Consider the following 23,572-nt stretch of genomic DNA (forward strand, 5'->3'; position numbering starts at 1 on the left):
GGTTCGGGCCGTGGTCAGGCCTGGCCGACCTCGAACCGCAGGAAGGCCGAGACCGTGGCACCGGCTTCGTCCAGCAGCGCACCGACGGTCTTCTTGTTGTCGGTCACCGACGGCTGGTCGAGCAGGCAGACGTCCTTGTAGAAGCCGTTGAGGCGACCCTCGACGATCTTCTGCAGCGCCTGCTCGGGCTTGCCCTCCTCGCGGGCGGTGGCCTCGGCGATCTCGCGTTCCTTGGCGACGATGTCGGCGGGCACCTCCTCGCGGGACACGTACTGGGCCTTCAGAGCGGCGACCTGCATCGCGGCGGAGCGCGCGGCGGCCTCGGCGGCCTCGCCCTCACCGGAGTAGGCGACCATGACGCCGACGGCGGGCGGCAGGTCGGAGGAACGCTTGTGGAGGTAGACGGCCACGGGACCGTCGAGCTTGCCCACACGGCGCAGGACGAGCTTCTCGCCGGACTTGGCGGAGAAGGAGACGACCGAGTCGGCCACGGTGGTGCCGTCGAGCTCGGCGGCGTTCAGCGCGTCGAGGTCGGAGATCCCCTGGGCCGCGGCGACCTCGACGATCTTGTCGGCCAGTGCGATGAACTCGGCGCTCTTGGCGACGAAGTCGGTCTCGGAGTTGAGCTCGATCATGACGCCGTCCTTGATGGCGACCAGGCCCTCGGCCGTGGTGCGCTCGGCGCGCTTGCCCACGTCCTTGGCGCCCTTGATGCGCAGCACCTCGACGGCCTTGTCGAAGTCGCCGTCGGTCTCCTCCAGAGCCTTCTTGCAGTCCATCATCCCGGAGCCGGTGAGCTCACGCAGACGCTTGACGTCGGCAGCGGTGTAGTTCGCCATGGTGGGGCGACCCTCCTTAAAGGGGTTCGTGATCTGTCGGAAAAGTGTTGAAGAGTCGGTCGGCGGGCGATCGCCTCCACCCTAGACGCCGGGGCGTCGGTGGATGGTCCGCCCACCGCCTCCGACACCTCGGGCCCGGCCCCCGGATGATCCCCCTGGGGATCGTGGGCGGCCGGGCCCGACGGTGCTCGAGCTGTGGTGAGGATCAGGCCTCGGTGGCCGGCGCCTCGGAGGTGGCGGCCGCGATCTCCTGGGCGTCGGCCTCGGGGGCCTCGGCCACGGGGGACTCGGTGCCGGTGACCTCGGCGGGTGCCTCGGCACCCTCTGCCGTGGCGGCGCCGGTGACCTGGTCCAGCTGCTCGGTCTCCCACTCGGCGAGCGGCTCGGCCTCTTCGCCGGTGGCCTTGCCGGCCTGCGAGCGGGCCTTGAGGCCCTCCGCGACGGCGGAGGCGATGACGCGGGTCAACACGGTGACCGAGCGGATGGCGTCGTCGTTCGCCGGGATCGGGTAGTCGACGACGTCCGGATCACAGTTGGTGTCGAGCAGCGCGACGACGGGGATGTTCAGCTTGCGGGCCTCGCCGACGGCGATGTGCTCCTTGTTGGTGTCGACGACCCACACCACGGAGGGGACCTTGCTCATGTCACGCATACCGCCGAGCGTGCGCTCGAGCTTGTTCTTCTCACGCGTGAGCATGAGGATTTCCTTCTTGGTGCGACCCTCGAATCCGCCCGACTGCTCCATGGACTCGAGCTCCTTGAGGCGGACGAGCCGCTGGTGCACGGTCTGGAAGTTGGTGAGCATGCCACCCAGCCAACGCTGGTTGACGTACGGCATGCCGACCTTGGCGGCCTCCTCGGCGATGGCCTCCTGGGCCTGCTTCTTGGTGCCGACGAACAGGACGGTGCCGCCGTGGGCGACGGACTCCTTGACGAACTCGTACGCCTGGTCGATGTACGTCAGGGTCTGCTGCAGGTCGATGATGTAGATGCCGTTGCGGTCGGTGAAGATGAACCGACGCATCTTCGGGTTCCAGCGGCGGGTCTGGTGGCCGAAGTGGGCACCTGCGTCGAGCAGTTGCTTCATGGAGATGACTGCCATGATGGGTTGAGGGCTCGTCCGGCTTGGAAGCAGCCGGACCGCGAGGCCCTCGTCCTCGCTTTCTGTGTATCGGGTTCCGCCCACGAGCCGGGTGGCCGCGGGCCCTGGTGTCCGCGCCGGGCCGGACCCCCGTCGGGCGGGGGCACCTGCTGGTCCGGCGTCCGGGGGGCCGGGGCTCGTAGCCCCGGGGCCCGGATGCGACTCCCGGGAACCGGGCTGCCGCAGGACACGCGAAGTCGATCGACGCAGAGTCGACCGCACCGGAAGCATAACCCCTCCGGCGCGCCCCTCCAAGGCGGCCCACCCGACCGGTATCCGGGCACCGCACACCGCGGTCGTGGCTCCGCCCGTGCGCGGGGGCTCCCGGGGGTGCCGGTGCACGTCTGGTCTGGGGATGGTCGTCCATCATGTCCACAGGTGCCGATCTCCCGTGGCGAACGCGGGGTGCGTGCGGTGGACTCGCGGTATGCAGTCACTCCGGATCGGTCGCCGTCGGCTCCGCAACCTGGCTTGTGCCGGCGCGGCCGCGGGGGTCCTCGCCGTCGGCCCCGTGGCCGACGCCGCGCCGGCCGGGTCACGGGCGGGCATGAGCAGCCCCCTGCCGGGTCCGGTCTCCGTGTCGACCCCGTTCGATCCGCCCGCGCAGCGATGGCTCCCGGGGCACCGCGGGGTGGATCTGGCCGGCACGGTGCTCGCGTCGGTCCGCGCGCCCGCGGACGGCACGGTCCTGTTCGCGGGGGCCGTGGGAGGGCGACCGGTCCTGTCGATCGACCACGGTGGCGGCGTGCGCACCACGTACGAACCGGTGCGCGCCACTGTCCGGGCCGGAGATCACGTCGTCGAGGGTGTGGAGGTGGGCCGGCTCCTCGCCGGCCACCACGGGTGTCCGGTCGAAGCGTGCCTGCACTGGGGCGCGCGTGTGACGTCGGGTGACCCGTCCGGTGACGACGACGACTACGTCGATCCGCTGTCACTGCTCGCGGACTCCGAACGGCCGATCCGCCTCAAGCCCACACGTCCCGGAGACGGAGCCGGCTGACGCCCGGGCCGCACTCCCCGCTCAGGCGCGGGGGTGGGCTCCGCGGTAGGCGGCCCGGAGGCGGTCCGCCGAGACGTGCGTGTAGATCTGGGTGGTCGCCGGGGTGGAGTGCCCGAGGAGCTCCTGTACGTGCCGCAGGTCCGCGCCGCCCTCCAGCAGATGTGTCGCCGAACTGTGCCTCAGCGCGTGGGGCGAGACCCGGGGGGCGCCCGGCGTGGCCGCGGTGACCTCGTTGACGATCCGCCGCGCGGCCCGGGGGTCGAGTCGCCCCCCGCGCGCCCCGAGCAACAGGGACGGGCCGGACCGGGCGGTGGCCAACGCCGGGCGGCCGCCGTCGAGCCAGGCACGCAGTGCCCGGTCCGCGGGCGGGCCGTACGGGACGGCGCGCTCCCGGTCGCCCTTGCCCACCACCCGCAGCAGGCGACGCTCGGTGTCGACGTCGTCCACGTCGAGCCCGCACAGTTCGGCGACCCGGATACCGCAGGAGTACAGCAGTTCCACGACCAGCCGGTCGCGCAGGGCGATCGGGTCCCCCTCGGCCGCGCCGAGCTCGGTGGTACGGATCGTCTCGGCCGCCTGGTCGAGGTCGAGCACCTCGGGCAGATGGCGACGGGCGCGGGGCGCCTCGAGCCGGGCCGCGACATCGGTCGGTACGAGGCCGGTCCGTGCGGCCCACCCGCTGAAGGATCGGGCTGCCGCGACACGGCGGGCGACGGTCGACCTGGCGGCCCCCGCACCGACTTGGGCGGCGAGCCACCCGCGCAGGGCGGGGAGGGTGAGTGCCCCGCGCAGGTCCGCCGCGGTGGAGGGTCCGTCGGTGTCCCGGGCGAGGTGGGCGAGCAGGCCGCGGACGTCGGAGCGGTAGGAGCGGACCGTCGCCTCGGACCGGGAGCGACCGGTGCGCAGGTAGTCCGCGAAGTCGTCGACCACGCCCCCGAACGGCTCGGACCGAGCGCCCCCATCACTCTCAGACGTGCTCACCGGCCCCATGGGTACCAATTGTCTCCCTCGCGTGGGGCCGGCGCAAGCACGCCGGGCCGGGCCAGCCGGGCCGTGCCAGCCGGGCCAGCCGGACCACGCGACGGGGTCACGACACGGGGAAGGTCATCTGCACCCCGCCATCCCGGCACCGGCGCCACCCCTCCGGGCCCCGTACAGCCGCCCCGGAGGCCAGGAGCCGGCCGAGGACGGCCCTAGCCGTGACGGGTGCGATTCCCGCCGAGGCCGCGATCTCGGCGGGCTCGGCGCCACCCGAGGTGGGCAGCGCCTCGAGGATCCGCCTGGTCGCGTCGTCCAACCCGTCCCACGCGCCGGGCTCACCCCTGGGGGGCGGCGCCGTCTCCCCCATCCGACCTGCGAGCTCGACAACGTCCGACGTCCGAGAGACCAGCACGGCACCCCGCTCCCGGAGCAGCAGGTGACACCCGACCGACGCGACCGACGTGACCGGCCCCGGTACCGCGCCGACAGGGCGGTCCAGCGCGGTGGCCCACGCCGCCGTGCTCAGCGCACCGCTCCGGGCAGCCGCCTCCACCACCACGGAGGCGCCGGTCAACGCCGCGATGATCCGGTTCCGGTCGAGGAAGCGATACCGCGTCACCCCGGTCCCGGGGGGCTGCGCGGAGATCACCGCGCCGGTCTCCGCGATCTCGCGCAGCATCGCGTCGTTCCCGCGCGGGTAGAGCCGATCCACGCCACCGGCGAGGACCGCGATCGTGGTGCCGCGAACCCCGAGGACGGCGCGGTGCGCTGCTGCATCGATCCCGAAGGCCCCACCCGAGACGACCGTGAACCCCTCGGCGGACACCCCGGCACCCAGGTCGGCGGTCACCGCCCTCCCGTACGGAGTGGGCGCCCTGGTCCCGACGAGAGCGACCGACCTGCCCAACACCCTGACCGGGTCTGCGGGGCCACGCCACCACAGCCCAAGCGGGCGCAACGCGGTGGGCACCCCGCCCGTCCCGGCGCGACGTCGTCCGCGTGGACGGTCCAGGGGCTCGAGGGCGAACCCCGGCCAACCCGGGTCACCGGGCACGAGGAGCCGGGCGTCCACCTCGTGGGCTGCCTCGAGCAGCCGCTCCCCGTCGACGAGGTCCCGCCGTGCCTCGGTCTGGGCCGCCACCGCGTCACCGGCCCGACCGGCGCGGATCAATTCCCGTGCCCGCACCGGCCCCACCGAGTCCACCAGGTCCCACAGCTGCGCGGTCGGGCGCTCGGTCACCGCGCCCAGGTAGGCGTAGGCCGCGCGCACCTCCGACGACACCACCGATCCCTGCTCCCGTTCCACCGGCATCACTCCTCCCCTCTCAGCACGAGCGCCTCCGCCACGTGCGGCTCCCCCGGCACTGTGGCCCCGTCCAGGTCGGCGACCGTCCACGCGAGGCGCAGACACCGGTCGACCCCGCGGGGTGACAACACCCCGTGTGCCAGTGCCCGGTCCAGGGGGTGCAGCGCCCGACGATCGAGCCCCCATACGGATCGCAGGACGCGGCCGGGGACCTCGGCGTTCGCCCGCGCACCGGCGGCCTCCGGGCACCCCGCCCACCTCTCGGCGGCGGCCGCCCTCGCCGTCGACACCCTCGTCCGTACCGCGGCGGTGTCCTCGCCCTCTTCCACGGCGAACAGCCCGGACCCGAGCGGCAGCGTCCGTGCGGCGATGTCGATCCGGTCGCGCAACGGCCCGGTCAGCGACCGTCCGTAGCGCCGCCGGGCGTCGGGGGTGCAGCTACAGGCATCTGGCCGCGCACTGCCACACGGGCAGTCGTTCGCCGCCAGCACCAGCTGGAATCGGGCCGGGAAGACGGAGATTCCGTCGCGCCTGGCGATCCGCACCTCGCCGTCCTCGAGTGGAGTGCGAAGGCTGTCCAGCACCCGGCCGGGAAACTCCGCGCATTCGTCGAGGAACAGCACCCCACGATGCGCGAGCGTCACCGCGCCCGGGCGTGCGACGTTGTTGCCCCCGCCGACGAGGGCGGCCACCGAGGCCGAATGGTGGGGCGCCACGAACGGCGGTCGGCGTAGCAGCGGGTCGCGCGCCGCGAGCCGCCCCATCACCGAGTGGATCGCAGTCGCCTCGAGGGCGTCCCGCTCCCCCAGGTCCGGCAGCAACCCCGGCAGCCGCCGAGCCAACATGGTCTTACCGGTCCCGGGGGCCCCGCGCAGTAGCACGGCGTGCCCTCCGGCGGCGGCCACCTCGACTGCGCGCCGACAGTCGTCCTGCCCGTGCACCTCGGCGAGATCGGTGTGGGACCGTCCGTTCACCGCGCGGGGCTCCGGGGCGTCCGTGACCAGGACGCCCGCACCCCGGCACCACGCCGCGAGCATCGCGAGCGAGTCCACCCCTGCGGTGTCGATGCCACTGACCAGCCGGGCCTCCGCGAGGTTCGCGGCGGGGACGATCGCCCGGGTCAACCCGGCGTCGCGCGCCGCGAGCACGGCGGGAAGCACCCCGCGTACCGACCGGACCCGACCGTCCAACGCCAGCTCCCCCACCAGCAGGGTGCCGTCGAATCCCGCCCCGGGCAGCTCTCCGGACGCGGTCAGCGTCCCCACCGCGAGCGACAGGTCGAACCCCGACCCCCTCTTCGGCAGCGCCGCCGGGGACAGCGACAGCACGACCTTGCCCGGAGGCCAGGTCAGTCCGCTGTTGACCACCGCAGCCCGCATCCGCTCGCGCGCCTGCAACACCGCCGAGTCCGGCAACCCCACGATGCTGACCCCGGGCAACCCGCGGCCCACGTCGGCCTCGACCTCCACCAGCTGTCCACCGACTCCCTGCAGTGTGACAGCCCACGTCCGACCGAGCGCCACGGTTACAGCACGTCCTCGAACAGCTCGAGACGGGGCCGAGTCGGGTCCGCCAGGTCCACGCCCACCACGTCGAAGCAGACCTGGCGCCAGCGGCCCGGGTTCTCGGAGAGCCAGTGGGCGGCCAACCGCCGCAGACGCCGCTGCTTGTCCGGGGTCACCGACTCGGCGGGAGTGCCGAAGCCCGTCCCCGTGCGCGCCCGGACCTCGACGAATCGCAGCCGCCCCCCGGCATCCAACACCACCAGGTCGAGCTCGCCGGCCCGGCACCGCCAGTTCCGGCTGATGACCACCCCGCCCCGGGCCTGCATCAGTCCCGCCGCGTGTTCCTCACCGAGTCGCCCCGTCCGTCGGCGTGGATCCACACCGTCCCCGGCCGCCTCGCCGCCCGCCGCCTCGTCCCCCGTCATCGCCAGCCCTCCCGGCCGCCCGGTCCGTCCGGGCCCGCCAGGGCTCACCCTGCCGGACGGAAACGGCCCGACCCGCTGGTCGCGGATCGGGCCGGGGGCGCCCTGTGGAAGCGGCGCGGGCTGTGGAGAACGGGAGCCGGGTGCTACTCCGGGAGCCGCAGTTCAGGCTTGTCGAGTTCCTCGATGTTGACGTCCTTGAAGGTCAGCACCCGAACGTACTTGACGAAACGTGCAGGTCGGTACATGTCCCACACCCACGCGTCGGACATCCTCACGTCGAAGTAGACCTCGCCGTCCGCCGACCGGGGGATCAGCTCGACGGCGTTGGCGAGGTAGAAGCGCCGCTCCGTCTCGACGACGTAGGTGAACTGGCCGACGATGTCGCGGTACTCGCGGTAGAGCGAGAGCTCCATCTCGGTCTCGTAGTTCTCCAGATCCTCGGCGCTCATCTCGTGCTGCTCCTCGAATGCGCCTGCGCGGCGCGACGGACGTTGGCGTACGACATCCGATGGATGCCGCTGGGACCGAGCTGCTCGATCGCCCTGGCGTGACTCACGGTGCTGTACCCCTTGTGGGCGGCGAAACCGTACCCCGGGTACCGCGAGTCGAGGTCCACCATAATCCGATCCCGCGTGACCTTCGCGAGGACACTCGCGGCGGCGATGGATGCGACCACTGCATCACCCCCGATCACGGACGTGGACTGACATCCGAGCCCGTCGACCGCGAAGCCGTCGGTCAGCACGAAACCGGGTGCCGGGTCGAGGGCGGCGACCGCCCGGCGCATCCCCTCCAGATTGCACCGGTGGATCCCGCGCATGTCGATCCGGTCCGGCTCGATCACCACCACACTCAGCGCCGACGCCCTGCGCAGGATCACGTCGTGCAGTCGCTCACGGGTGGCGGCGGTGAGCTTCTTCGAGTCATCCAGGTCGGCCAGGTCGGGGTGGAGCCGGTTCCCCAACACGCAGGCCGCCACCACCAGTGGGCCCGCACAGGAACCGCGTCCGGCCTCGTCGACACCGGCGACCGGGCCGAGACCTCGACGGGCGAGGGCTGCCTCCAACGCCAGGCGGCCGTCGCGACGGGTCACCCGGACCCGGCCGGGAAGGGCGACATCCCGGGGCCGCTGCGGTCGTGCCCGGCTCACCCCGCGTTGATGTCCGGGGAGGGGACCGTCCCGATCCGGCTGAACGGGAGGATGATCGCCCGGACTTTGCCGATGATGTTCTCCTCGGGCACGGTTCCCTGGAACTCGTCACCCATGTGGAAGCGGGAGTCCGCGGAGTTGCCGCGGTTGTCCCCCATCACCCAGTAGTTGCCCTCGGGGACCGTAACCGGACCGAAGGCACAGTTGAGCGGGTTCCCCGCCGGCGACGGGGTCTCGTTGAGGTACGGCTCGTCCAGCGGCTGACCGTCGACGAGCAGTGCACCATCCGGGGAGCAGCCCCCGACGGTCTGGCCCCCCACCGCGACGATGCGCTTGACCATGTCGTTCTGGTCGGGTGGGACGATGCCGATCACGCCGCCGATGTTCTGCAGGGTCCTGATGACCTGATTGTCCGACCGGATGGACTGGTACCCCTCGTTCCACGAGTCGGGCCCCTCGAAGACCACCACGTCCCCGGGTTCGGGGTCTCCGAACCGGTAGGTGATCTTGTCGACGAAGATGCGGTCCCCCGTGCAGCCCGCGCAGCCGTGCAGGGTGGGTTCCATGGACTCCGACGGGATCTGGTAGACGCGTCCGACGAAGGTCTGGAAGACGAACACCAGGACGAGTGCGATCACCACCAGCAGCGGGATCTCGATGTACCAGGGCTGGCCCTTCTTCTCGACGCGGCGAGCCGGGGCCCCGTCGTTACGGGACCCCGGCTCGGCGGCGTCATGTCCAGGCGTATCGGTGCTGCTCACCCGGATGAGCGTAGTCGATCCCGCACCGCCGACGGCGGCCGAGTCCGACCGGCTCTACACGGTCAGCGCTTCTCCTTGATCTTCGCGGCCTTGCCACGGAGTGCACGCAGGTAGTACAGCTTCGCGCGACGCACGTCGCCGCGGACCAGGACGTCGATGCGGTCGATCGTGGGCGAGTGCACGGGGAACGTGCGCTCGACGCCGACGCCGAACGAGACCTTGCGGACGGTGAAGGTCTCGCGGACGCCACCGCCCTGGCGACGGATCACGACGCCCTTGAAGACCTGGACGCGCTCCTTCGAGCCCTCGATGACCTTGACGTGCACGTCGAGCGTGTCGCCGGGGCGGAAGTCCGGGATGTCGTCGCGGAGCGACTTGTTGTCGATGAAGTCGAGAGTGTTCATTGTGTTCCTTGCATGTCAGGAATGAGGACAGAGGACCCTGGCGCCCGCCCGCAGGCGGGACGACCGGTTCGTGCCCCGGATCAGCGCGACCGTCAGCGGAGACACGTGGTGCCCGGAAGGTCAACCTCGCTAGTGTGCCATCCGCTACTCGGCGGACCCAAATCACCCGGCCGGAGGAACCCAACCGAAGTCCGAGAGCGTCGCCAGGTCGGCCTTGTCCAGCTCGGCCGACCCGAGGAGGTCGGGCCTCCGCTCGGCTGTGCGTCTCAGCGACTCCTCGCGGCGCCACCGCGCGATCCTGGCGTGATCGCCACTCTTGAGGACTTCGGGCACCGGCCGGTCGCGCCACACCTCGGGCCGGGTGAAACTGGGGCCCTCGAGCAGGCCGTCGGAGAAGGAGTCCTCCTCATGGCTGCGCCGGTTCCCCAGCACCCCGGGTAGGAGGCGGATGACGGCCTCCGCGATGACGAGCACCGCCACCTCGCCCCCGATGAGGACGTAGTCGCCGATGCTGACCTCCTCGACGTCCATCCGCGTGGACGCCTCGTCGACGACGCGCTGGTCTATGCCCTCGTAGCGACCACACGCGAACAGCAGGTGGCGTCGACGGGCGTAGCGGTGCGCGTCAGCCTGGGAGAACGGTCGTCCGGCGGGCGTCGGGACTATCAGGAGTGGGCGGGTCTGACCGTCCCCCTGCTCGCTCATCGCAGTCCCCTGCGGCGGCACGAGGTCGTCCAGCGCTTCGCCCCACACCGTCGGGCGCATGACCATGCCCGGTCCACCGCCGAACGGGGTGTCGTCGACCGACTTGTGGACGTCGTGGGTCCAGCCCCGGAGGTCGTGAACGGCGACGTCGACTATGCCCCGGTCGGCGGCCCGACCGATCAACGCCAACTGCAGCGGGGCGAGGTACTCGGGGAAGACCGTGATGACGTCGAGGTGCATGAGCGGACCGTCCCCACCGTCGGGGAGAGCGGTCACGACGTCCCCAGGTCGAGCAGCCCCTCCGGCGGGTCGATGACGCACGTCCGCGCGACGAGGTCCACCTCGGGGACCATCTCGGAGACGAACGGGACCAAGGCGTCTCCTCCGTCGGCCAGCCGGATGGCCAGGAGTTCGCCGGCCGCGGTGTGCACGATCTCGGTCACCTCGCCGAGGGTGGCACCCGAGGTGTCGAGCACCCGCAGTCCCACCAGTTGATGGTCGTGGTATTCGTCCGGGTCCTCCGGATCCTCCAGCGCATCCGAGTCGACGAGCAGCAGCATGCCGCGGAGTGCGTCCGCGGTGTCCCGATCGCCGACGCCTTCCAGACGCACCAGAAGCCGCCCGGAATGCTGCCGGGCGGCTTCGATGGTGACGTCGCGGTCGGTGGCCCGATCACCCCGACCGACCCGCCCGACGAGTCGGGTCCCCACGGCGAATCGATCCTCGGGTGAATCGGTGCGAACCTCCACCACCAGTTCGCCGCGGACGCCGTGCGATTTGACGACGCGTCCCACGACGAGCTCCATGATGGTCCAGGTCCTCCGATTGCCGACGTGTACGGGCGGGGTCAGCGGTCGGTGTCGACCACGTCGACCCGGACACCGTCGCCGCCGACGGCGGAGACGATGGTCCGGATCGCGGAGGCGGTACGGCCACCCCGACCGATGACACGGCCGAGATCCTCGGGCGCGACGGCCACACGGATCACGGTGCCGCGCCGACCACCACTCGACCGGACGGACACCGCGTCGGGGTCCGACACGATTCCGCGGACGAGGTGGTCGACGGCGTCGACGACCATGTCATTCATCTGTCTCAGGCCTCGGCGGTCTCGGCGTCAGCCGACGCGGCCTCGCCCTCGCCGGACTCGGCGGCCTTCGCGGCCTCCTGCTCGGCCTTCTTGGCCTCGTCCTTCTTCGCCTTCTCGGCCTTGCGCTTGGCGGTGATGGCCTCAGCGGACGGCTCGCCCTGGGCGTCCTCGAGGGCCTTGTTGAACAGGTCCAGCTTCGAGGGCTTGGGCTCGGCGGTCTTCAGGGTGCCCTCGGCGCCCTCGATCCCCTTGAACTTCTGCCAGTCGCCGGTGATCTTGAGCAGCTGCTCGACGGCCTCGGTGGGCAGGGCGCCGACACCGAGCCAGTACTGCGCGCGCTCGGAGTCGATCTGGATGAAGCTCGGCTCCTCCTTGGGGCGGTAGAGACCGATGGTCTCGATGGCGCGCCCGTCGCGGCGGGTGCGGGCGTCGGCGACGACGACCCGGTACTGCGGGTTACGGATCTTGCCGAGGCGGGTGAGCTTGATCTTGACGGCCATGAGGCGTCTCGCTTTCTGTTGCGGGTCACGTGGCGATTCAGCGGCGCCCGCCCTGCTGGCGGGGCCCGGTTTCGCCTTCCGGGTGACCGCCGTTCGGCACGGACCCACGAGGGTCCACCGGTGACGGCGTCCAGCGGACCAGTCTAGACAGGCCGGGACGGTGGGCACCAATCGACGCGTCGGACGGACCGGTCAGCGCTTGGGGAACTTCAGGTCGTTGAGGTCGATCCCCTCCAGCCCCGGCGGGAGCTGGTCGAGTCCGGGCGGCAACTGGGACAGGTCGGGCATCCCGCCGGGCGGCATACCGGGCATCCCGGGCGGCATCCCCGGCATCCCCCCGGGCATCATCCCCCGCTGCTTGGGCGGGGTGGGACCGCGGCCCTTCCCCTTGCCCTTGCCCTTCTTGCCCTTGCGCTGGTTCTTGCGTCCCGCCCCGGGCATCCCCATCTGGCCCGCCATGCGGCTCATCATCTTGCGGGCCTCGAAGAACCGGTCGACCAACTGGTTGACGTCGGTGACCGTGACCCCCGAACCGTTCGCGATGCGCTGGCGGCGCGAGCCGTTGATGATCTTCGGGTCCGCGCGCTCCTCGGGGGTCATGCCGCGGATGATCGCCTGGATGCGGTCCAGGTACTTCTCGTCGATGTCGCCGACGGCGGCCTTCATCTCCTTGCCGCCGGGCAGCATGCCGAGCAGGTTCCCGATGGGCCCCATCTTGCGGATCATCAACATCTGGTCGAGGAAGTCCTCGAGCGTGAGCTCGCCGGAGCCGATCTTCGCGGCGGTCTTCTCCGCTTCCTGCGCGTCGAAGACCGTCTCCGCCTGCTCGATGAGCGAGAGCACGTCGCCCATCCCGAGGATGCGGCTGGCCATGCGGTCGGGGTGGAAGACGTCGAAGTCTTCGAGCTTCTCGCCGTCGGACGCGAACATGATCGGCGTCCCGGTGAGCTCGCGGACGCTCAGCGCGGCGCCACCGCGGGCGTCACCATCGAGCTTGGTGAGCACGACACCGGTGAAGCCGACGCCCTCACGGAAGGCCTCGGCCGTGACCACCGCGTCCTGACCGATCATCGCGTCCAGGACGAAGAAGGTCTCGTGGGGCTGGACGGCATCCCGGATCCCCCGGGCCTGGGCCATCATCTCCTCGTCGATGCCGAGTCGACCGGCGGTGTCGACGATCACGACGTCGTGCATCTTGGCGCGGGCGTGAGCCAATCCGCGCTGCGCGACGGACACCGGCTCCTGGACACCGATCACCTCGCCGTCGCCCCCGACGGAGGTCCCGGGGTGCGGGGCGAAGGTGGGTACTCCGGCACGCTCACCGACGATCTGCAGCTGGTCGACCGCTCCCGGCCGCTGCAGGTCACAGGCCACCAGGAGCGGTGTGTGCCCCTGCCCCTTGAGCCAGTGCGCCAGTTTGCCCGCCAGGGTGGTCTTACCCGCGCCCTGCAGACCCGCCAGCATGATGACCGTCGGGGGCTGCTTGGCGAACTCGATCCGCCGCTCCTCCCCGCCGAGGATGGCGGTGAGTTCGGCGTCGACGATCTTGACGACCTGCTGGGCGGGGTTGAGCGCCTCGGAGACCTCCGCGCCCTTGGCACGCTCCTTGACCCGCGCGATGAACTCGCGCACCACCGGCAGGGCGACGTCGGCCTCGAGCAGTGCCAGGCGGATCTCGCGGGCCGTCGCGTCGATGTCGGCGTCGCTGAGCCGACCTTTTCCGCGCAGGTCCTTGAGCGCACCTGTGAGGCGGTCGGACAAGGATTCGAACACGGCAACAGCTCCCTGGTTCGCGGCCCGGGAGCGCGCACGGTTCCCGGTGTCGTCGGCGACGACTGATCACAGGGTATCGGCATGCGCCCCGGCGGGCGTCGTGGGATCACGTCGTGGCAGCAACGCCTCCACCTGACCGGCCGTACTCAACACCGCTCCGGGGCCGGAGAGCGCGAACACGTCCTCCACGGCCGCTCCCCTGGTGCGCACCACCACCCAGTCGATGCGGGCGCCGGCTTCGATGATCGCGGCCACGACCCGTGCGAACAGGCCGGGCCGGTCCTCCGACCGCACCTCCATCAGCACGCCGTCGGCGTCGGTCCGGTGCGAGATCAGGACGGAGGATCTGGCCTGCGGGGGTCCGATCGCCAGCGCCGCCCCCCGGGACAGCGCGGCGCGAAGCGGCCCGGGGAGCCCGGAGTCGATCGAGCGGCGCAGATCCTGCCGGAGTACGCGTCCGTCCACCGGGTCTCCGAAGCGGGTGGAGACCGTCATCCTCGCGCGCATCCCGCCCGGGGGACGCAGGTCGATCTCCGCGTCCACGATCTCCAGCCTGTGGGCGGCCAGGACCTCCGCGGTCACCGCGAGCGAGCGGCCCCCGCCGGGGACGACGAGAGTGACCTCGTGTGTGGTGCCGGTGTCCGCCGCCCGGAGGTCCACCACGACGTCCGGCGGACCGTGCCGCCGAGAGGCGTTCACAGTCGGCGCCTGCACCGCGGCGGGACGGGGGCCGAGCGCCTTGCCGCAGGCCGCCACGAGCGCGGCGTGGGCCCCGGCACGGCCTGTGGTCCAGACCGTCGGCCCGGTCGCGAGCGAGTCCGCCTCGGTGAGCGCGGCCAACACGTCGAGGGCGACGGCGTCCCGGTCCAGCGCGGTGAGCACGGCCTCGGCGGTGGCGGGGTCGGCGGGGTCGCGTCTCGCGGCGGTCGCGGGGAGCAGCAGATGGTGCCTCACGATGCGCGTGAGGGTCTCGGTGTCGCGGCCCCCGAGGCCCATCCGCGCGCAGATCGGGCGGATCATGTCCGCCCCGTTCTCGCTGTGGTCGCCGTCCCGGCTCTTCCCGAGGTCGTGCAGGAGCGCCGCGAGCAGCAGGAGGTCCGCGCGTGCGACGGAGGTGGTGAGTCGGGACGCCTCCACGGCCGTCTGCACCAGGTGCCTGTCGACCGTGTAGATGTGCGCGCGGTCGCGGGCGGGCAGATCCCGCACCCCCGCCCATTCCGGTAGCAGCCGTTCCCACAACCCGCACCGGTCGAGCGCCTCGTGCACGGGGATCTGCGCCTCACCCGAGCCCAGGAGCACGAGCAGGTCCGACAGGGCCTCCGCCGGCCACTGACCGTCCGGGACGGGGCAGCGTTCGGCGAGGACACCGAGGGTGGAGGTCGCGATCGGCAGCCCGAACCGGGCCGCGGCCGCGGCCACCCGCAGCGCCAGCCAGGGGTCGTCGGCCGCGCGGGCCGCGCGGGCGAGCGTCACCTCCCCCGCATGTTCCACCACCCCGTCGTCGAGGGGCCGACGGACAGGCGACCTCCGCAGCAGGCCGGTCAGTCCCCGGGAGGACAGCGCCGCGCACGAGCCACGGATCGCCTGGTCCGCGGTGAACGCGATCGTCCGGGAGGCGTCACTCAGCGCCCGGGCGAGATCGAACCGGTCCCCCAGGCCCAGCGCCTCGCCGACCTCGTCCCCGTACTCGGCGTGCAGCACCTCGCGGGGGCGTCCGCTCACCCGGTGTAGTTCGGTCCGGGCGTCCAGCACCAGCCGGTGCGCGCGCGCCATCCCACCGGGGACCACGGGCCGACCGTCGCTGAGGTGGGCCAGGCCCAGGGCCGCGACCAGCTGCGCGTCGCGGAGCCCACCGGCCCCGTTCTTCAGGTCGGGTTCGCTGCGGTGCGCGATCACCCCGGCCCGGTGGCGCCGGGCGGCCGCCGCGTCGACGAGGTCGTCGAAGCGGGAGGCGATCTGGTCCCGCCACTGCCGGCGGGCGCCGTCCACGACGAGCGCTCCCAGATCCGCGTCGCCAGCGATCACGCGCGCGTCCAGCAGACTCAGCCCGACGGAGACGTCGGCAGCGGCCACGGCCAGGCACTGGTCGACCGTGCGGACACTGTGGTCGAGTCCGACGCCGGAATCCCACAGCGGGTACCACAGTGCGTCGGCCAGCTCGCCCACGTCACGGTCCGGCCGCCGCTCGTGAACCAGGACGAGGTCCAGATCCGAGTGTGGCAGAACCTCCCGGCGTCCCAACCCGCCAAACGCGATGAGGGCGAACCCCGACCCCGGGCCGATCCCGGCCTCGTCGGCGAGCCGTCCCAGCTCCATCTCGTAGAGCTCGCACAGGGCGTCCCTCAACGGCGCGGCGGGCAGGCTCTCACGCGGGGCGGAGAGGATCCGCTCGCGTCCCGCCCGCAGCGCCGTGGCGCGCTCGCCGTCGGCCGTGACCGCCATGGCACTCCCCTTCCCTCATCCGTCGGGTCCACAATGTCGCCTCCATGTCACCGCCTCGGGGCGTACAGGTTTCACCTTTGTGAACGGCTGCGCACGGTCTGCGCGGGACCGGGCGAGGGTGGCGTCCGCAGTACACGACGGCGCGCGGCCGCCCCTGTGACGGGGCGACCGCGCGCCGGGTTCTGCCCGAGGGTCAGATCGCGGACGTGCCCTCCTCACCGGTGCGGACGCGCACGATGCTCTCGACGGGGGTCACCCAGACCTTGCCGTCGCCGATCTTTCCGGTCCGGGCCGCGTCGACGATCAGTTGGACCGCGGTGCCGGCGGTCTCGTCGTCGACCACCACCTCCACCCTGATCTTGGGGACGAAGTCCACGGCGTACTCGGCGCCGCGGTAGACCTCGGTGTGGCCCTTCTGGCGTCCGTATCCCTGGACCTCGCTGATGGTGAGGCCGTGGATACCGGCCTGCTCCAGTGCTGCCTTGACGTCGTCGATCGTGAACGGTTTGACGATCGCGGTGACGAGCTTCATGTCGTGGGTTCCTTTCGAAGGGGTCGGCTCAGCGGATGAGCGCGTTGGTGGAGGCCTCGTACGCGCTCTCGGCGTGCTGGGCACCGTCGATGCCCGCCTGCTCGTCGGCCTTGTCGATCCTCCAGCCGAGCGGCCGGCAGATCGCCCAGGCGATCGCGGTCATGATCGCGGTGAACACGAGGGCGGCCACGGCGATCACGATCTGGACCACCAGGAGTCGCCAGCCATCCGCGGAGTAGAACATTCCCGCGTCCGTTCCGAAGGTGCCGGTGGCGAACAGGCCAATGGCGATGGTGCCCCAGAGTCCTGCGACCAGGTGCACGCCCACCACGTCCAGGGCGTCGTCGTAGCCGAAGCGGTGCTTGAGGCCCACGGCCAGCGCGGACAGCACGCCCGCGATCGCACCGAGGGCGATCGCGCCGAGCGGGTGGACGGAACCGGCGGCGGGGGTGATGGCCACGAGGCCGGCGACCACGCCGGATGCGGCACCGAGGCTGGTGGCGTGGCCGTCACGGATACGCTCCGCGAGGAGCCAGCCGAGCATCGCGGCGGCGGTGGCGGCGGTGGTGTTGACCCACGCCAGGCCCGCCGCGCCGTTGGCACCGAACGCGGAACCGGCGTTGAACCCGAACCAGCCGAACCACAGCAGGGCGGCGCCGAGCATGACCAGCGGCAGGTTGTGCGGGCGGTAGGCGGTGCGACCGAACTCGAGCCGCTTGCCGACGAGCAGGACCAGGACGAGCGCGGCCATACCGGCGTTGATGTGCACGACGGTTCCGCCGGCGAAGTCGACGGGCGCCACGGCGGCGGTCAGCCCGCCCTCGCCGTCGTCGACGGTCCCGAAGATCATGGCCGCCAGTCCGCTGTCCGAGTGGGAGAGCAGTCCGCCGCCCCACACCATGTGGGCGAGCGGGAAGTACGCCAGGGTCACCCAGACGCCGACGAACGCCAGCCAGGTGCCGAACCGGGCGCGCTCGGCGATCGCGCCCGAGATGAGCGCGACGGTGATGATCGCGAAGGTCACCTGGAAGGCGACGTCGACGACCTGCGGGTAGGCGCCGGAGCCGGAGACCGCCCATTCGGTGGCGTCACCGATCACCCCGGAGAGCCCGAACATTTCGAAGGGGTTGGCGAACAGCCCCAGGACCGACTCGCTGCCGTAGGACATCGACCATCCCCACAGCAGGTAGATCACGCCGACCACGCCCATCGCGCCGAACGACATCATCATCATGTTCAGCACGGACTTCTGCCGGGACATGCCGCCGTAGAAGAGCGCCAGGGCGGGCGTCATGAGCAGTACCAGGGATGCTGCGATGAGCATCCAGGCCGTGTCTCCCGTATCGATCTCCGGCGTCGCCTCCTGGGCGAGCAACGCGACACTGTCACCTATCACGGTGCGGTCCTCCTCGTCTCGTACGTGGTGAGCGACTCTTCGCTCCCCGTCGACATGAAGATTTCCTTGGTCGTGTTGCACCGGATGCGCCGTGATGTTTCGGGGCTGTAACGCGCCCGGGTCCCAGGTTCCGGTCGTGTGTCCTGGCCGCCCGGTCGCGTATCCCGGTCGCGAATCCCGGGACCTACGTGCCGAGAAGTGCGTCGACGAACGCCTCGGGGGTGAACGGCGCGAGGTCGTCGGCGCCCTCGCCCAGTCCGACGAGCTTCACCGGCACCCCCAACTCGTGCTGGACCTGGAACACGATGCCGCCCTTGGCGGTGCCGTCGAGCTTGGTGAGCACGACGCCGGTGATGTCGACGACCTCCTTGAACACGCGCGCCTGCATGAGCCCGTTCTGTCCGGTGGTGGCGTCGATCACCAACAGGACCTCGTCGACGGGGGTCTTCTTCTCCACCACTCGTTTGACCTTGCCGAGCTCGTCCATGAGGCCGGTCTTGGTGTGGAGCCGACCGGCGGTGTCCACGAGCACGGCGTCCACGCCGGTCTCGACCCCGCGGGTCACCGCGTCGAAGGCGACGGAGGCGGGATCCGCGCCCTCCTTGCCGCGGACGACCTCGGCGCCCACCCGCTCGGCCCAGGTCTGGAGCTGATCCGCCGCGGCGGCGCGGAACGTGTCCGCCGCGCCGAGGAGGATCTCACGACCGTCGGCGACGAGGACGCGGGCGAGTTTGCCGGTTGTGGTGGTCTTGCCGGTGCCGTTGACGCCGACGACGAGGAGGACGGCCGGCGTCCCGTCGTTCGGCAGCGCACGCAGCGAGCGGTCGAGTTCGGGGTGGAGGTTGTCGATGAGGGTCTGCCGCAGCAGATCGCGCACCTCGGCCTCGGTGCGGACCTGTCGGGTGGCGATCTCCGCCCGCAGGCGGTCCACGACGAGCTCGGTGGTGGCCGAACCGAGGTCGGCCATGATCAGCGTGTCCTCGATCTCCTCCCAGGCGTCCTCGTCGAGATCGCCGGCGCCGAGGAGACCCAGCAGGCCCTGGCCCACGGTGTTCTGCGACCGCGCGAGGCGGCCCCGCAGGCGGTCGAGGCGGCCGGCGGCCGGGTCGATGCGCTCGACCGGGGCGACCGGCTCCGGGGTCCCGGTCACCGTCTCCGGGGGCGCCGGGATCTCCTCGTCGGGCACCTCGGGCGGGACCACGACGGGCTCGACCGGGGCGGGCTCGACGACCTCGGTGGCCTCGGTCGGGCCGGGATCGACGTCCGGCTCGGGCGCGGGGACGGCTGTCTCGGGCGCGGTGTCCGGCGCGGTCGCAGGTTCGGCGGCGGGGGCCGCCCCCGTCGCAGCGGACGGCGGCGCGGGGGGCCGTGGGGCCGGTGTCGCCGGCGGCAGGTCCTCCCGCGGCGTCGGGTCACGGCGCACCGGCTCCCTGGGCGGGGCCGCCGTGGCGCCGCCCCCTCCCTGGGCGAACGAGAACCCCGTCCCGGCCTGATAGTTGCCGGAGCGCTCCTCGCGGGTGAGCTCCTTGCGCTCGGCGGCCCTGGTGAGGGAGATCTGCCGCTTCTTGCGCAGCTGCAGACCCACGACGAGGGCGATGATGGCCAGCAGCAGCACCGCGGCGACGGCGATGATGATCCAGGTGGTGGTAGTCACGGTGCCCAGTATGGCCGACCGCACCCGTTGCCATCTCGGTCCCGGGGGGCTGTGGCGGACCTAGACTGGCGCCTGTCGTCGTCCGGGGAGGAGCCCACGTGGTCGAGCTCGCCGCCCAGCCAGGGGGTACGTCCGTACGCCAGCGCCCCCTCCGCCGGGCCCCGGCCCCGCCCACCTGGCTCGCCAAGACCATCATGGCGGTGACGGGGTTGCTCTTCACCGCCTTCGTGGTGGTGCACATGGTCGGCAATCTCAAAGTGTTCGGCGGGGCCACGGGTTTCGACGCCTACGCCGCGTGGCTGCGGACGTTGCTGTACCCCCTCGTCCCCCACGAGGGCGTCCTGTGGGCGTTGCGCGTCGTGCTGGTCCTGGGTCTGGTGGCGCACGTCTGGTGCGCGGTGGTGTTGGTGCGGCGCTCCCACGCGTCCGCGGGCCCGCACCGCCGGCGGACGGGGCTGACGGCGGGCTCGTTCGGCGCCCGCTCGATGCTGCTCACCGGAGTGGTGCTGCTGCTCTTCGTCGTCTTCCACGTCCTCGACATGACCACGGGCACCGCCCCCGCCGCGTCGGAGGCGTTCGAGCCCGGTACGGCGTACGCCAATCTGGTCGCCAGCTTCTCGCGGCCCTGGGTCGCGGCCTTCTACGGCATCACCATGGTGCTGCTGGCCCTGCACGTCGCCCACGGCGTCCGCACGGCGGCCGGCGACCTCGGGGTGACCGGCGTCCGGAGCCGGGCGGTGATCACGACCGTGGGCGGGATCGCCGCGGTGGCCGTGCTGCTGGGCAACGCCGCTATCCCGATCGCGGTCCAGGCCGGGTGGCTGACGTGACCTTCACCCCGCCCCCCGTCCTCGTGCCCGACGCACGACAGGGACACGTGCTGAGCTCCGGCACACCCGGGGGCGACCCGGCCTCCGCTTGGGCGAGGCGTCGCGACGCCTACCGCCTGGTCGCACCGGCCAACCGCCGCCACCTCCACGTGGTGGTGATCGGCACGGGCCTGGCCGGGGCCGGCGCGGCGGCCGCCCTCGGCGAACTCGGCTACCGGGTCACCGCGTTCACCTACCACGACGCCGCCCGGCGCGCGCATTCCGTGGCCGCCCAGGGCGGGATCAACGCCGCCCGCGGCCGCCGGGTGGACGGAGACTCCGTGGCCCGGTTCGTCGCCGACACCGTCTCGGGCGGGGACTTCCGTGGGCGGGAGGCCGAGGCGTTCCGGCTGGGCGAGGAATCCGCGCGGGTGATCGATCATTTCTCCGCCATCGGGACCCCCTTCGCACGCGAGTACGGCGGCGTCCTGTCGACCCGGTCCTTCGGCGGCGTGCAGGTCTCGCGCACGTACTACTCCCGCGGTCAGACCGGCCAACAACTCCAGCTCGCGGGCGTCTCGGCGCTGCAGCGGCAGATCCGTGCCGGCGCCGTCACGCTGCACACCCGCCACGAGATGCTCGACCTCGTCGTCGACGATTCGGGGTGCCACGGTGTGGTGGTCCGCGACCTGGTGTCCGGCCACATCCGGGCCGAGACCGCGCACGCGGTCGTCCTCGCGACCGGCGGCTACGGGACCGTCTTCCACGACTCCACGCTCGCGATCCACTCCAACGCGTCGGCGGTGTGGCGCGCGCACCAGCGGGGGGCCCTGTTCGCCTCACCGTCGTTCGTGCAGTTCCACCCCACCGCGCTGCCCAAGGACAACGACTGGCAGGCCAAGACGATCCTCATGAGCGAGTCGTTGCGCAACGACGGCCGCGTCTGGGTCCCGCTCCACGACGGCGACGACCGGCCGCCCGGTGAGATCCCGGACGCCGACCGCGACTTCTTCCTCGAGCGCCGCTATCCCGCCTTCGGCAACCTCGTGCCCCGCGACGTGGCCTCCCGGGCGATCACCGCCGAGATCCGAGCCGGGCGAGGGGTGGGGCCACGCCGCAACTCCGTCTACCTGGACTTCCGTGACGCCCTGGCCCGCGACGGCCGGGGGACGATCACCGAGCGCTACGGCAACCTGTTCGAGATGTACGCCCACGCCACCGGCGAGGACCCGTACGCCGTACCCATGCGCATCGCGCCGACGTGCCACTTCACGATGGGCGGGCTGTGGAGCGACTTCGACCTGCAGACGTCGATCCCCGGCCTGTTCGTCGGCGGCGAATGCGGCTGGGCGTATCACGGCGCGAACCGGCTCGGCGCCAACTCCCTGCTCAGCGCGAGCGTCGACGGGTGGTTCACCCTTCCCTACTCGGTGCCGGCGCACCTGGCCACCCGCCTCGGGGACGACCTACCGGGCGACGACGACGAGGTGGTCGTGGCCGCCGTGGCCCGCGCCCGGTCGCGGGTGCGGAACCTGCTCGCGGTGGGCGGCTCGACCGGGCCCGAGCACTTCCACCGTGAGCTCGGCGAGATCCTCTACTCGGGGTGCGGCGTCACACGGACGGCCGACGGCCTGACCCGGGCGATCGAGCGCATCCGTGACCTGCGGACCCGGTTCTGGACCGACCTGCGGGTCACGGGCACAGGCGGTCACCTCAACCAGGTGCTCGAACTGGCCGGGCGGGTCGCCGACTTCCTCGAACTGGCGGAACTGATGTGCGTGGATGCGCTGGACCGGGACGAATCGTGCGGCGCCCACTTCCGCGACGAGCACCAGACGCCCGACGGCGAGGCCCGGCGGGACGACCGTCGGTGGGCCTTCACCTCCGCCTGGGCCTCCGAGGGCGATGACCGTGGCGGGCCCCGGTCCTTCACCCGACACGCCGAACCGCTGGAGTTCTCGGCGGTCGCCCCCACCGCGAGGGATTACCGATGAGACTGACCCTGCGCATCTGGCGGCAGTCCGGGCCACACGAGGCCGGACGGTACGAGGAGTTCGAGGTCCGCGACGCACGGCCGGAGATGAGTGTGCTGGAGCTGCTCGACGTCCTCAACGGCGACCTGGTGGACGCGGGCATCGAACCGGTGGCGTTCGACTCCGACTGCCGCGAGGGCATCTGCGGGGCCTGCGGCGTCACCGTCGACGGTCGCCCGCACGGTCCCGCGGAGAACACCCCGTCGTGTCACCAGCGACTGACCCCCTACGCCGACGGGGACACCCTGCGCATCGAACCGCTTCGCGCCGCCGTGTTCCCCGTCATCCGCGATCTGGTGGTGGACCGGTCCGCTCTGGACGGGGTCGTCGAGTCCGCGGCCCATGTGGGAATCCCGGCCGGCGCCGCCCCGGACGCGGACTCGACCCTCCAGGGTCACGACACGGCGGAGACCGCACTGGACTTCGCGGCGTGCATCGGGTGCGGGGCGTGTGTGGCGGCCTGCCCCAACGGCTCGGCCAACCTGTTCGTGGGGGCCAAACTCGGGCACCTCGCCCTCATGCCCGTCGCGGGCGCCGACCGCTCGGCCCGCGCCCGCGAGATGGTCAGCGCCGCCGACGAGGAGTTCGGTCCCTGCTCGCTCTACGGGGAGTGCTCGCGGGTGTGCCCGGCGGGGATCCCGCTGCGGGCGATCGGCGTGGTCAACCGTGAACGGCTCCGGGCGGTCTTCCGGCGCTCGTGAGCGAGCGGCGACGCCTCGGGCACGTGCACGGAGGCCGGCACGTCGCACTCGGGCGACGACCGGGCCGTCCGTGACCTAGACGTCGTCCTCCCCGACCGGGCCGCCCTCTGCCTCCCACGTGTCGATCATCTCGACCTTGGTCCGCGTGAACTTGCGACGCACACCCACTCCCCCTCGGTCGCTCTCCGGGATGAACCGGGCGCCGAAGTAGGTCAGGGCGTCGGTCAACGCCTGCACCTCGGCCGCGTCGAGTGCGCCCACTCCCGTTCGTACTCGCGGATCCGCTGCTCGTCCAGTCCGGAGCGCAGCGCCACCACCTTGGTGGAGACGAGGCACAACGCGCGCGCCGCGCGCGCCAGACTGGGGTCCATGAACAGTTCTCTCTGAGGCATGACCCCATGATGCCGAATCCGACACCGCAGGGC

At 71.9% G+C, this 23,572-nt stretch carries 25 protein-coding genes; 4 read left to right on the forward strand and 21 right to left on the reverse strand.

Translation table 11 applies throughout. The annotated features are described in order from the left end of the window. Window positions 1-14: 14 nt before the first annotated feature. Together tsf and rpsB are read right to left on the reverse strand one after the other, a co-directional pair. A complete protein-coding gene (tsf, locus tag J1M64_RS01495) occupies window positions 15-839 on the reverse strand; it encodes a translation elongation factor Ts (protein ID WP_119192742.1) in 825 nt (274 codons plus the stop codon). A 205-nt stretch (window positions 840-1,044) separates the two neighbouring features. After that, entirely contained in the window at window positions 1,045-1,941 is an 897-nt protein-coding gene (gene rpsB, locus J1M64_RS01500; protein WP_067717612.1) for a 30S ribosomal protein S2, read from the reverse strand. A gap of 466 nt (window positions 1,942-2,407) precedes the next feature. On the opposite strand from rpsB, the gene J1M64_RS01505 reads away from it, so the two are divergent. After that, the gene (locus J1M64_RS01505; protein WP_307872340.1) at window positions 2,408-2,980 is read left to right on the forward strand and encodes a peptidoglycan DD-metalloendopeptidase family protein; all 573 of its coding nucleotides are present in this window, start codon (window positions 2,408-2,410) and stop codon (window positions 2,978-2,980) included. Between the two features lie 21 nt (window positions 2,981-3,001). On the opposite strand, the gene J1M64_RS01510 is transcribed toward J1M64_RS01505, so the two are convergent. The 17 genes from J1M64_RS01510 to ftsY form a co-directional block, all read right to left on the reverse strand. After that, window positions 3,002-3,970, reverse strand: a complete 969-nt coding sequence (locus J1M64_RS01510; RefSeq protein ID WP_206472287.1) for a tyrosine recombinase XerC — start codon at window positions 3,968-3,970, stop codon at window positions 3,002-3,004. A 97-nt stretch (window positions 3,971-4,067) separates the two neighbouring features. Then, on the reverse strand, window positions 4,068-5,267 hold the full coding sequence (dprA, locus tag J1M64_RS01515; protein WP_241504570.1) for a DNA-processing protein DprA: 1,200 nt from the start codon (window positions 5,265-5,267) through the stop codon (window positions 4,068-4,070). 5 nt (window positions 5,268-5,272) lie between these two features. After that, complete coding sequence (locus tag J1M64_RS01520; protein ID WP_206472289.1) at window positions 5,273-6,790, reverse strand: YifB family Mg chelatase-like AAA ATPase; 1,518 nt, start codon at window positions 6,788-6,790, stop codon at window positions 5,273-5,275. Between the two features lie 2 nt (window positions 6,791-6,792). Beyond that, on the reverse strand, window positions 6,793-7,197 hold the full coding sequence (locus J1M64_RS01525; protein ID WP_206472291.1) for a YraN family protein: 405 nt from the start codon (window positions 7,195-7,197) through the stop codon (window positions 6,793-6,795). A 143-nt stretch (window positions 7,198-7,340) separates the two neighbouring features. Next, the gene (locus J1M64_RS01530) at window positions 7,341-7,646 is read right to left on the reverse strand and encodes a DUF2469 domain-containing protein (protein WP_007632861.1); all 306 of its coding nucleotides are present in this window, start codon (window positions 7,644-7,646) and stop codon (window positions 7,341-7,343) included. Continuing rightward, window positions 7,643-8,347, reverse strand: coding sequence for a ribonuclease HII (locus J1M64_RS01535; protein ID WP_185950417.1), 705 nt, complete (start codon window positions 8,345-8,347; stop codon window positions 7,643-7,645). The genes J1M64_RS01530 and J1M64_RS01535 overlap by 4 nt, the downstream gene beginning before the upstream one ends. After that, window positions 8,344-9,108 carry a signal peptidase I gene (gene lepB / locus J1M64_RS01540; RefSeq protein ID WP_206472293.1) on the reverse strand — a complete coding sequence of 255 codons (765 nt, stop codon included), beginning with the start codon at window positions 9,106-9,108 and terminating at the stop codon, window positions 8,344-8,346. The genes J1M64_RS01535 and lepB overlap by 4 nt, the downstream gene beginning before the upstream one ends. 62 nt (window positions 9,109-9,170) lie before the next feature. Further along, the gene (rplS, locus tag J1M64_RS01545; RefSeq protein ID WP_067717600.1) at window positions 9,171-9,512 is read right to left on the reverse strand and encodes a 50S ribosomal protein L19; all 342 of its coding nucleotides are present in this window, start codon (window positions 9,510-9,512) and stop codon (window positions 9,171-9,173) included. Between the two features lie 162 nt (window positions 9,513-9,674). Beyond that, on the reverse strand, window positions 9,675-10,457 hold the full coding sequence (trmD, locus tag J1M64_RS01550; protein WP_206472645.1) for a tRNA (guanosine(37)-N1)-methyltransferase TrmD: 783 nt from the start codon (window positions 10,455-10,457) through the stop codon (window positions 9,675-9,677). 32 nt (window positions 10,458-10,489) lie between these two features. After that, window positions 10,490-11,023 carry a ribosome maturation factor RimM gene (gene rimM / locus J1M64_RS01555; RefSeq protein ID WP_206472295.1) on the reverse strand — a complete coding sequence of 178 codons (534 nt, stop codon included), beginning with the start codon at window positions 11,021-11,023 and terminating at the stop codon, window positions 10,490-10,492. A 41-nt stretch (window positions 11,024-11,064) separates the two neighbouring features. Next, complete coding sequence (locus J1M64_RS01560; RefSeq protein WP_067717596.1) at window positions 11,065-11,307, reverse strand: RNA-binding protein; 243 nt, start codon at window positions 11,305-11,307, stop codon at window positions 11,065-11,067. A gap of 5 nt (window positions 11,308-11,312) precedes the next feature. Next, a complete protein-coding gene (gene rpsP, locus J1M64_RS01565; protein ID WP_067717594.1) occupies window positions 11,313-11,807 on the reverse strand; it encodes a 30S ribosomal protein S16 in 495 nt (164 codons plus the stop codon). 192 nt (window positions 11,808-11,999) lie between these two features. Beyond that, window positions 12,000-13,580 carry a signal recognition particle protein gene (gene ffh, locus J1M64_RS01570; protein WP_120283498.1) on the reverse strand — a complete coding sequence of 527 codons (1,581 nt, stop codon included), beginning with the start codon at window positions 13,578-13,580 and terminating at the stop codon, window positions 12,000-12,002. A 66-nt stretch (window positions 13,581-13,646) separates the two neighbouring features. Next, window positions 13,647-16,022, reverse strand: coding sequence for a [protein-PII] uridylyltransferase (locus J1M64_RS01575; protein WP_206472296.1), 2,376 nt, complete (start codon window positions 16,020-16,022; stop codon window positions 13,647-13,649). A gap of 193 nt (window positions 16,023-16,215) precedes the next feature. Next, complete coding sequence (locus J1M64_RS01580) at window positions 16,216-16,554, reverse strand: P-II family nitrogen regulator (protein ID WP_067717588.1); 339 nt, start codon at window positions 16,552-16,554, stop codon at window positions 16,216-16,218. 28 nt (window positions 16,555-16,582) lie between these two features. Then, entirely contained in the window at window positions 16,583-17,950 is a 1,368-nt protein-coding gene (locus tag J1M64_RS01585; RefSeq protein ID WP_307872341.1) for an ammonium transporter, read from the reverse strand. A gap of 184 nt (window positions 17,951-18,134) precedes the next feature. Then, window positions 18,135-19,604 (reverse strand): signal recognition particle-docking protein FtsY, encoded by a 1,470-nt coding sequence (ftsY, locus tag J1M64_RS01590; RefSeq protein ID WP_206472297.1) that lies wholly within the window; start codon window positions 19,602-19,604, stop codon window positions 18,135-18,137. 194 nt (window positions 19,605-19,798) lie between these two features. Between ftsY and J1M64_RS01595 the strand changes: the two genes are divergently transcribed. Genes J1M64_RS01595 through J1M64_RS01605 form a run of 3 tightly spaced genes read left to right on the forward strand, consistent with a single transcriptional unit; the run spans window position 19,799 to window position 23,147 of the window. Next, the gene (locus tag J1M64_RS01595; RefSeq protein ID WP_206472649.1) at window positions 19,799-20,434 is read left to right on the forward strand and encodes a succinate dehydrogenase cytochrome b subunit; all 636 of its coding nucleotides are present in this window, start codon (window positions 19,799-19,801) and stop codon (window positions 20,432-20,434) included. Then, window positions 20,431-22,407, forward strand: a complete 1,977-nt coding sequence (locus J1M64_RS01600) for a fumarate reductase/succinate dehydrogenase flavoprotein subunit (protein WP_206472651.1) — start codon at window positions 20,431-20,433, stop codon at window positions 22,405-22,407. The genes J1M64_RS01595 and J1M64_RS01600 overlap by 4 nt, the downstream gene beginning before the upstream one ends. Further along, complete coding sequence (locus tag J1M64_RS01605; RefSeq protein WP_206472298.1) at window positions 22,404-23,147, forward strand: succinate dehydrogenase/fumarate reductase iron-sulfur subunit; 744 nt, start codon at window positions 22,404-22,406, stop codon at window positions 23,145-23,147. Before J1M64_RS01600 ends, J1M64_RS01605 begins: the two co-directional genes overlap by 4 nt. 75 nt (window positions 23,148-23,222) lie before the next feature. Here J1M64_RS01605 and J1M64_RS19645 read toward each other — a convergent pair whose 3' ends face one another. Together J1M64_RS19645 and J1M64_RS19650 are read right to left on the reverse strand one after the other, a co-directional pair. Continuing rightward, window positions 23,223-23,408, reverse strand: coding sequence for a hypothetical protein (locus tag J1M64_RS19645; RefSeq protein WP_241260936.1), 186 nt, complete (start codon window positions 23,406-23,408; stop codon window positions 23,223-23,225). Further along, window positions 23,372-23,539 (reverse strand): hypothetical protein, encoded by a 168-nt coding sequence (locus J1M64_RS19650; RefSeq protein ID WP_241260937.1) that lies wholly within the window; start codon window positions 23,537-23,539, stop codon window positions 23,372-23,374. Before J1M64_RS19650 ends, J1M64_RS19645 begins: the two co-directional genes overlap by 37 nt. Window positions 23,540-23,572: the final 33 nt, after the last annotated feature.

Origin of the sequence: Dietzia sp. KRD202, assembly GCF_017168155.1 — a bacterium.
GTDB classification, from domain to species: Bacteria; Actinomycetota; Actinomycetes; order Mycobacteriales; family Mycobacteriaceae; genus Dietzia; species Dietzia kunjamensis.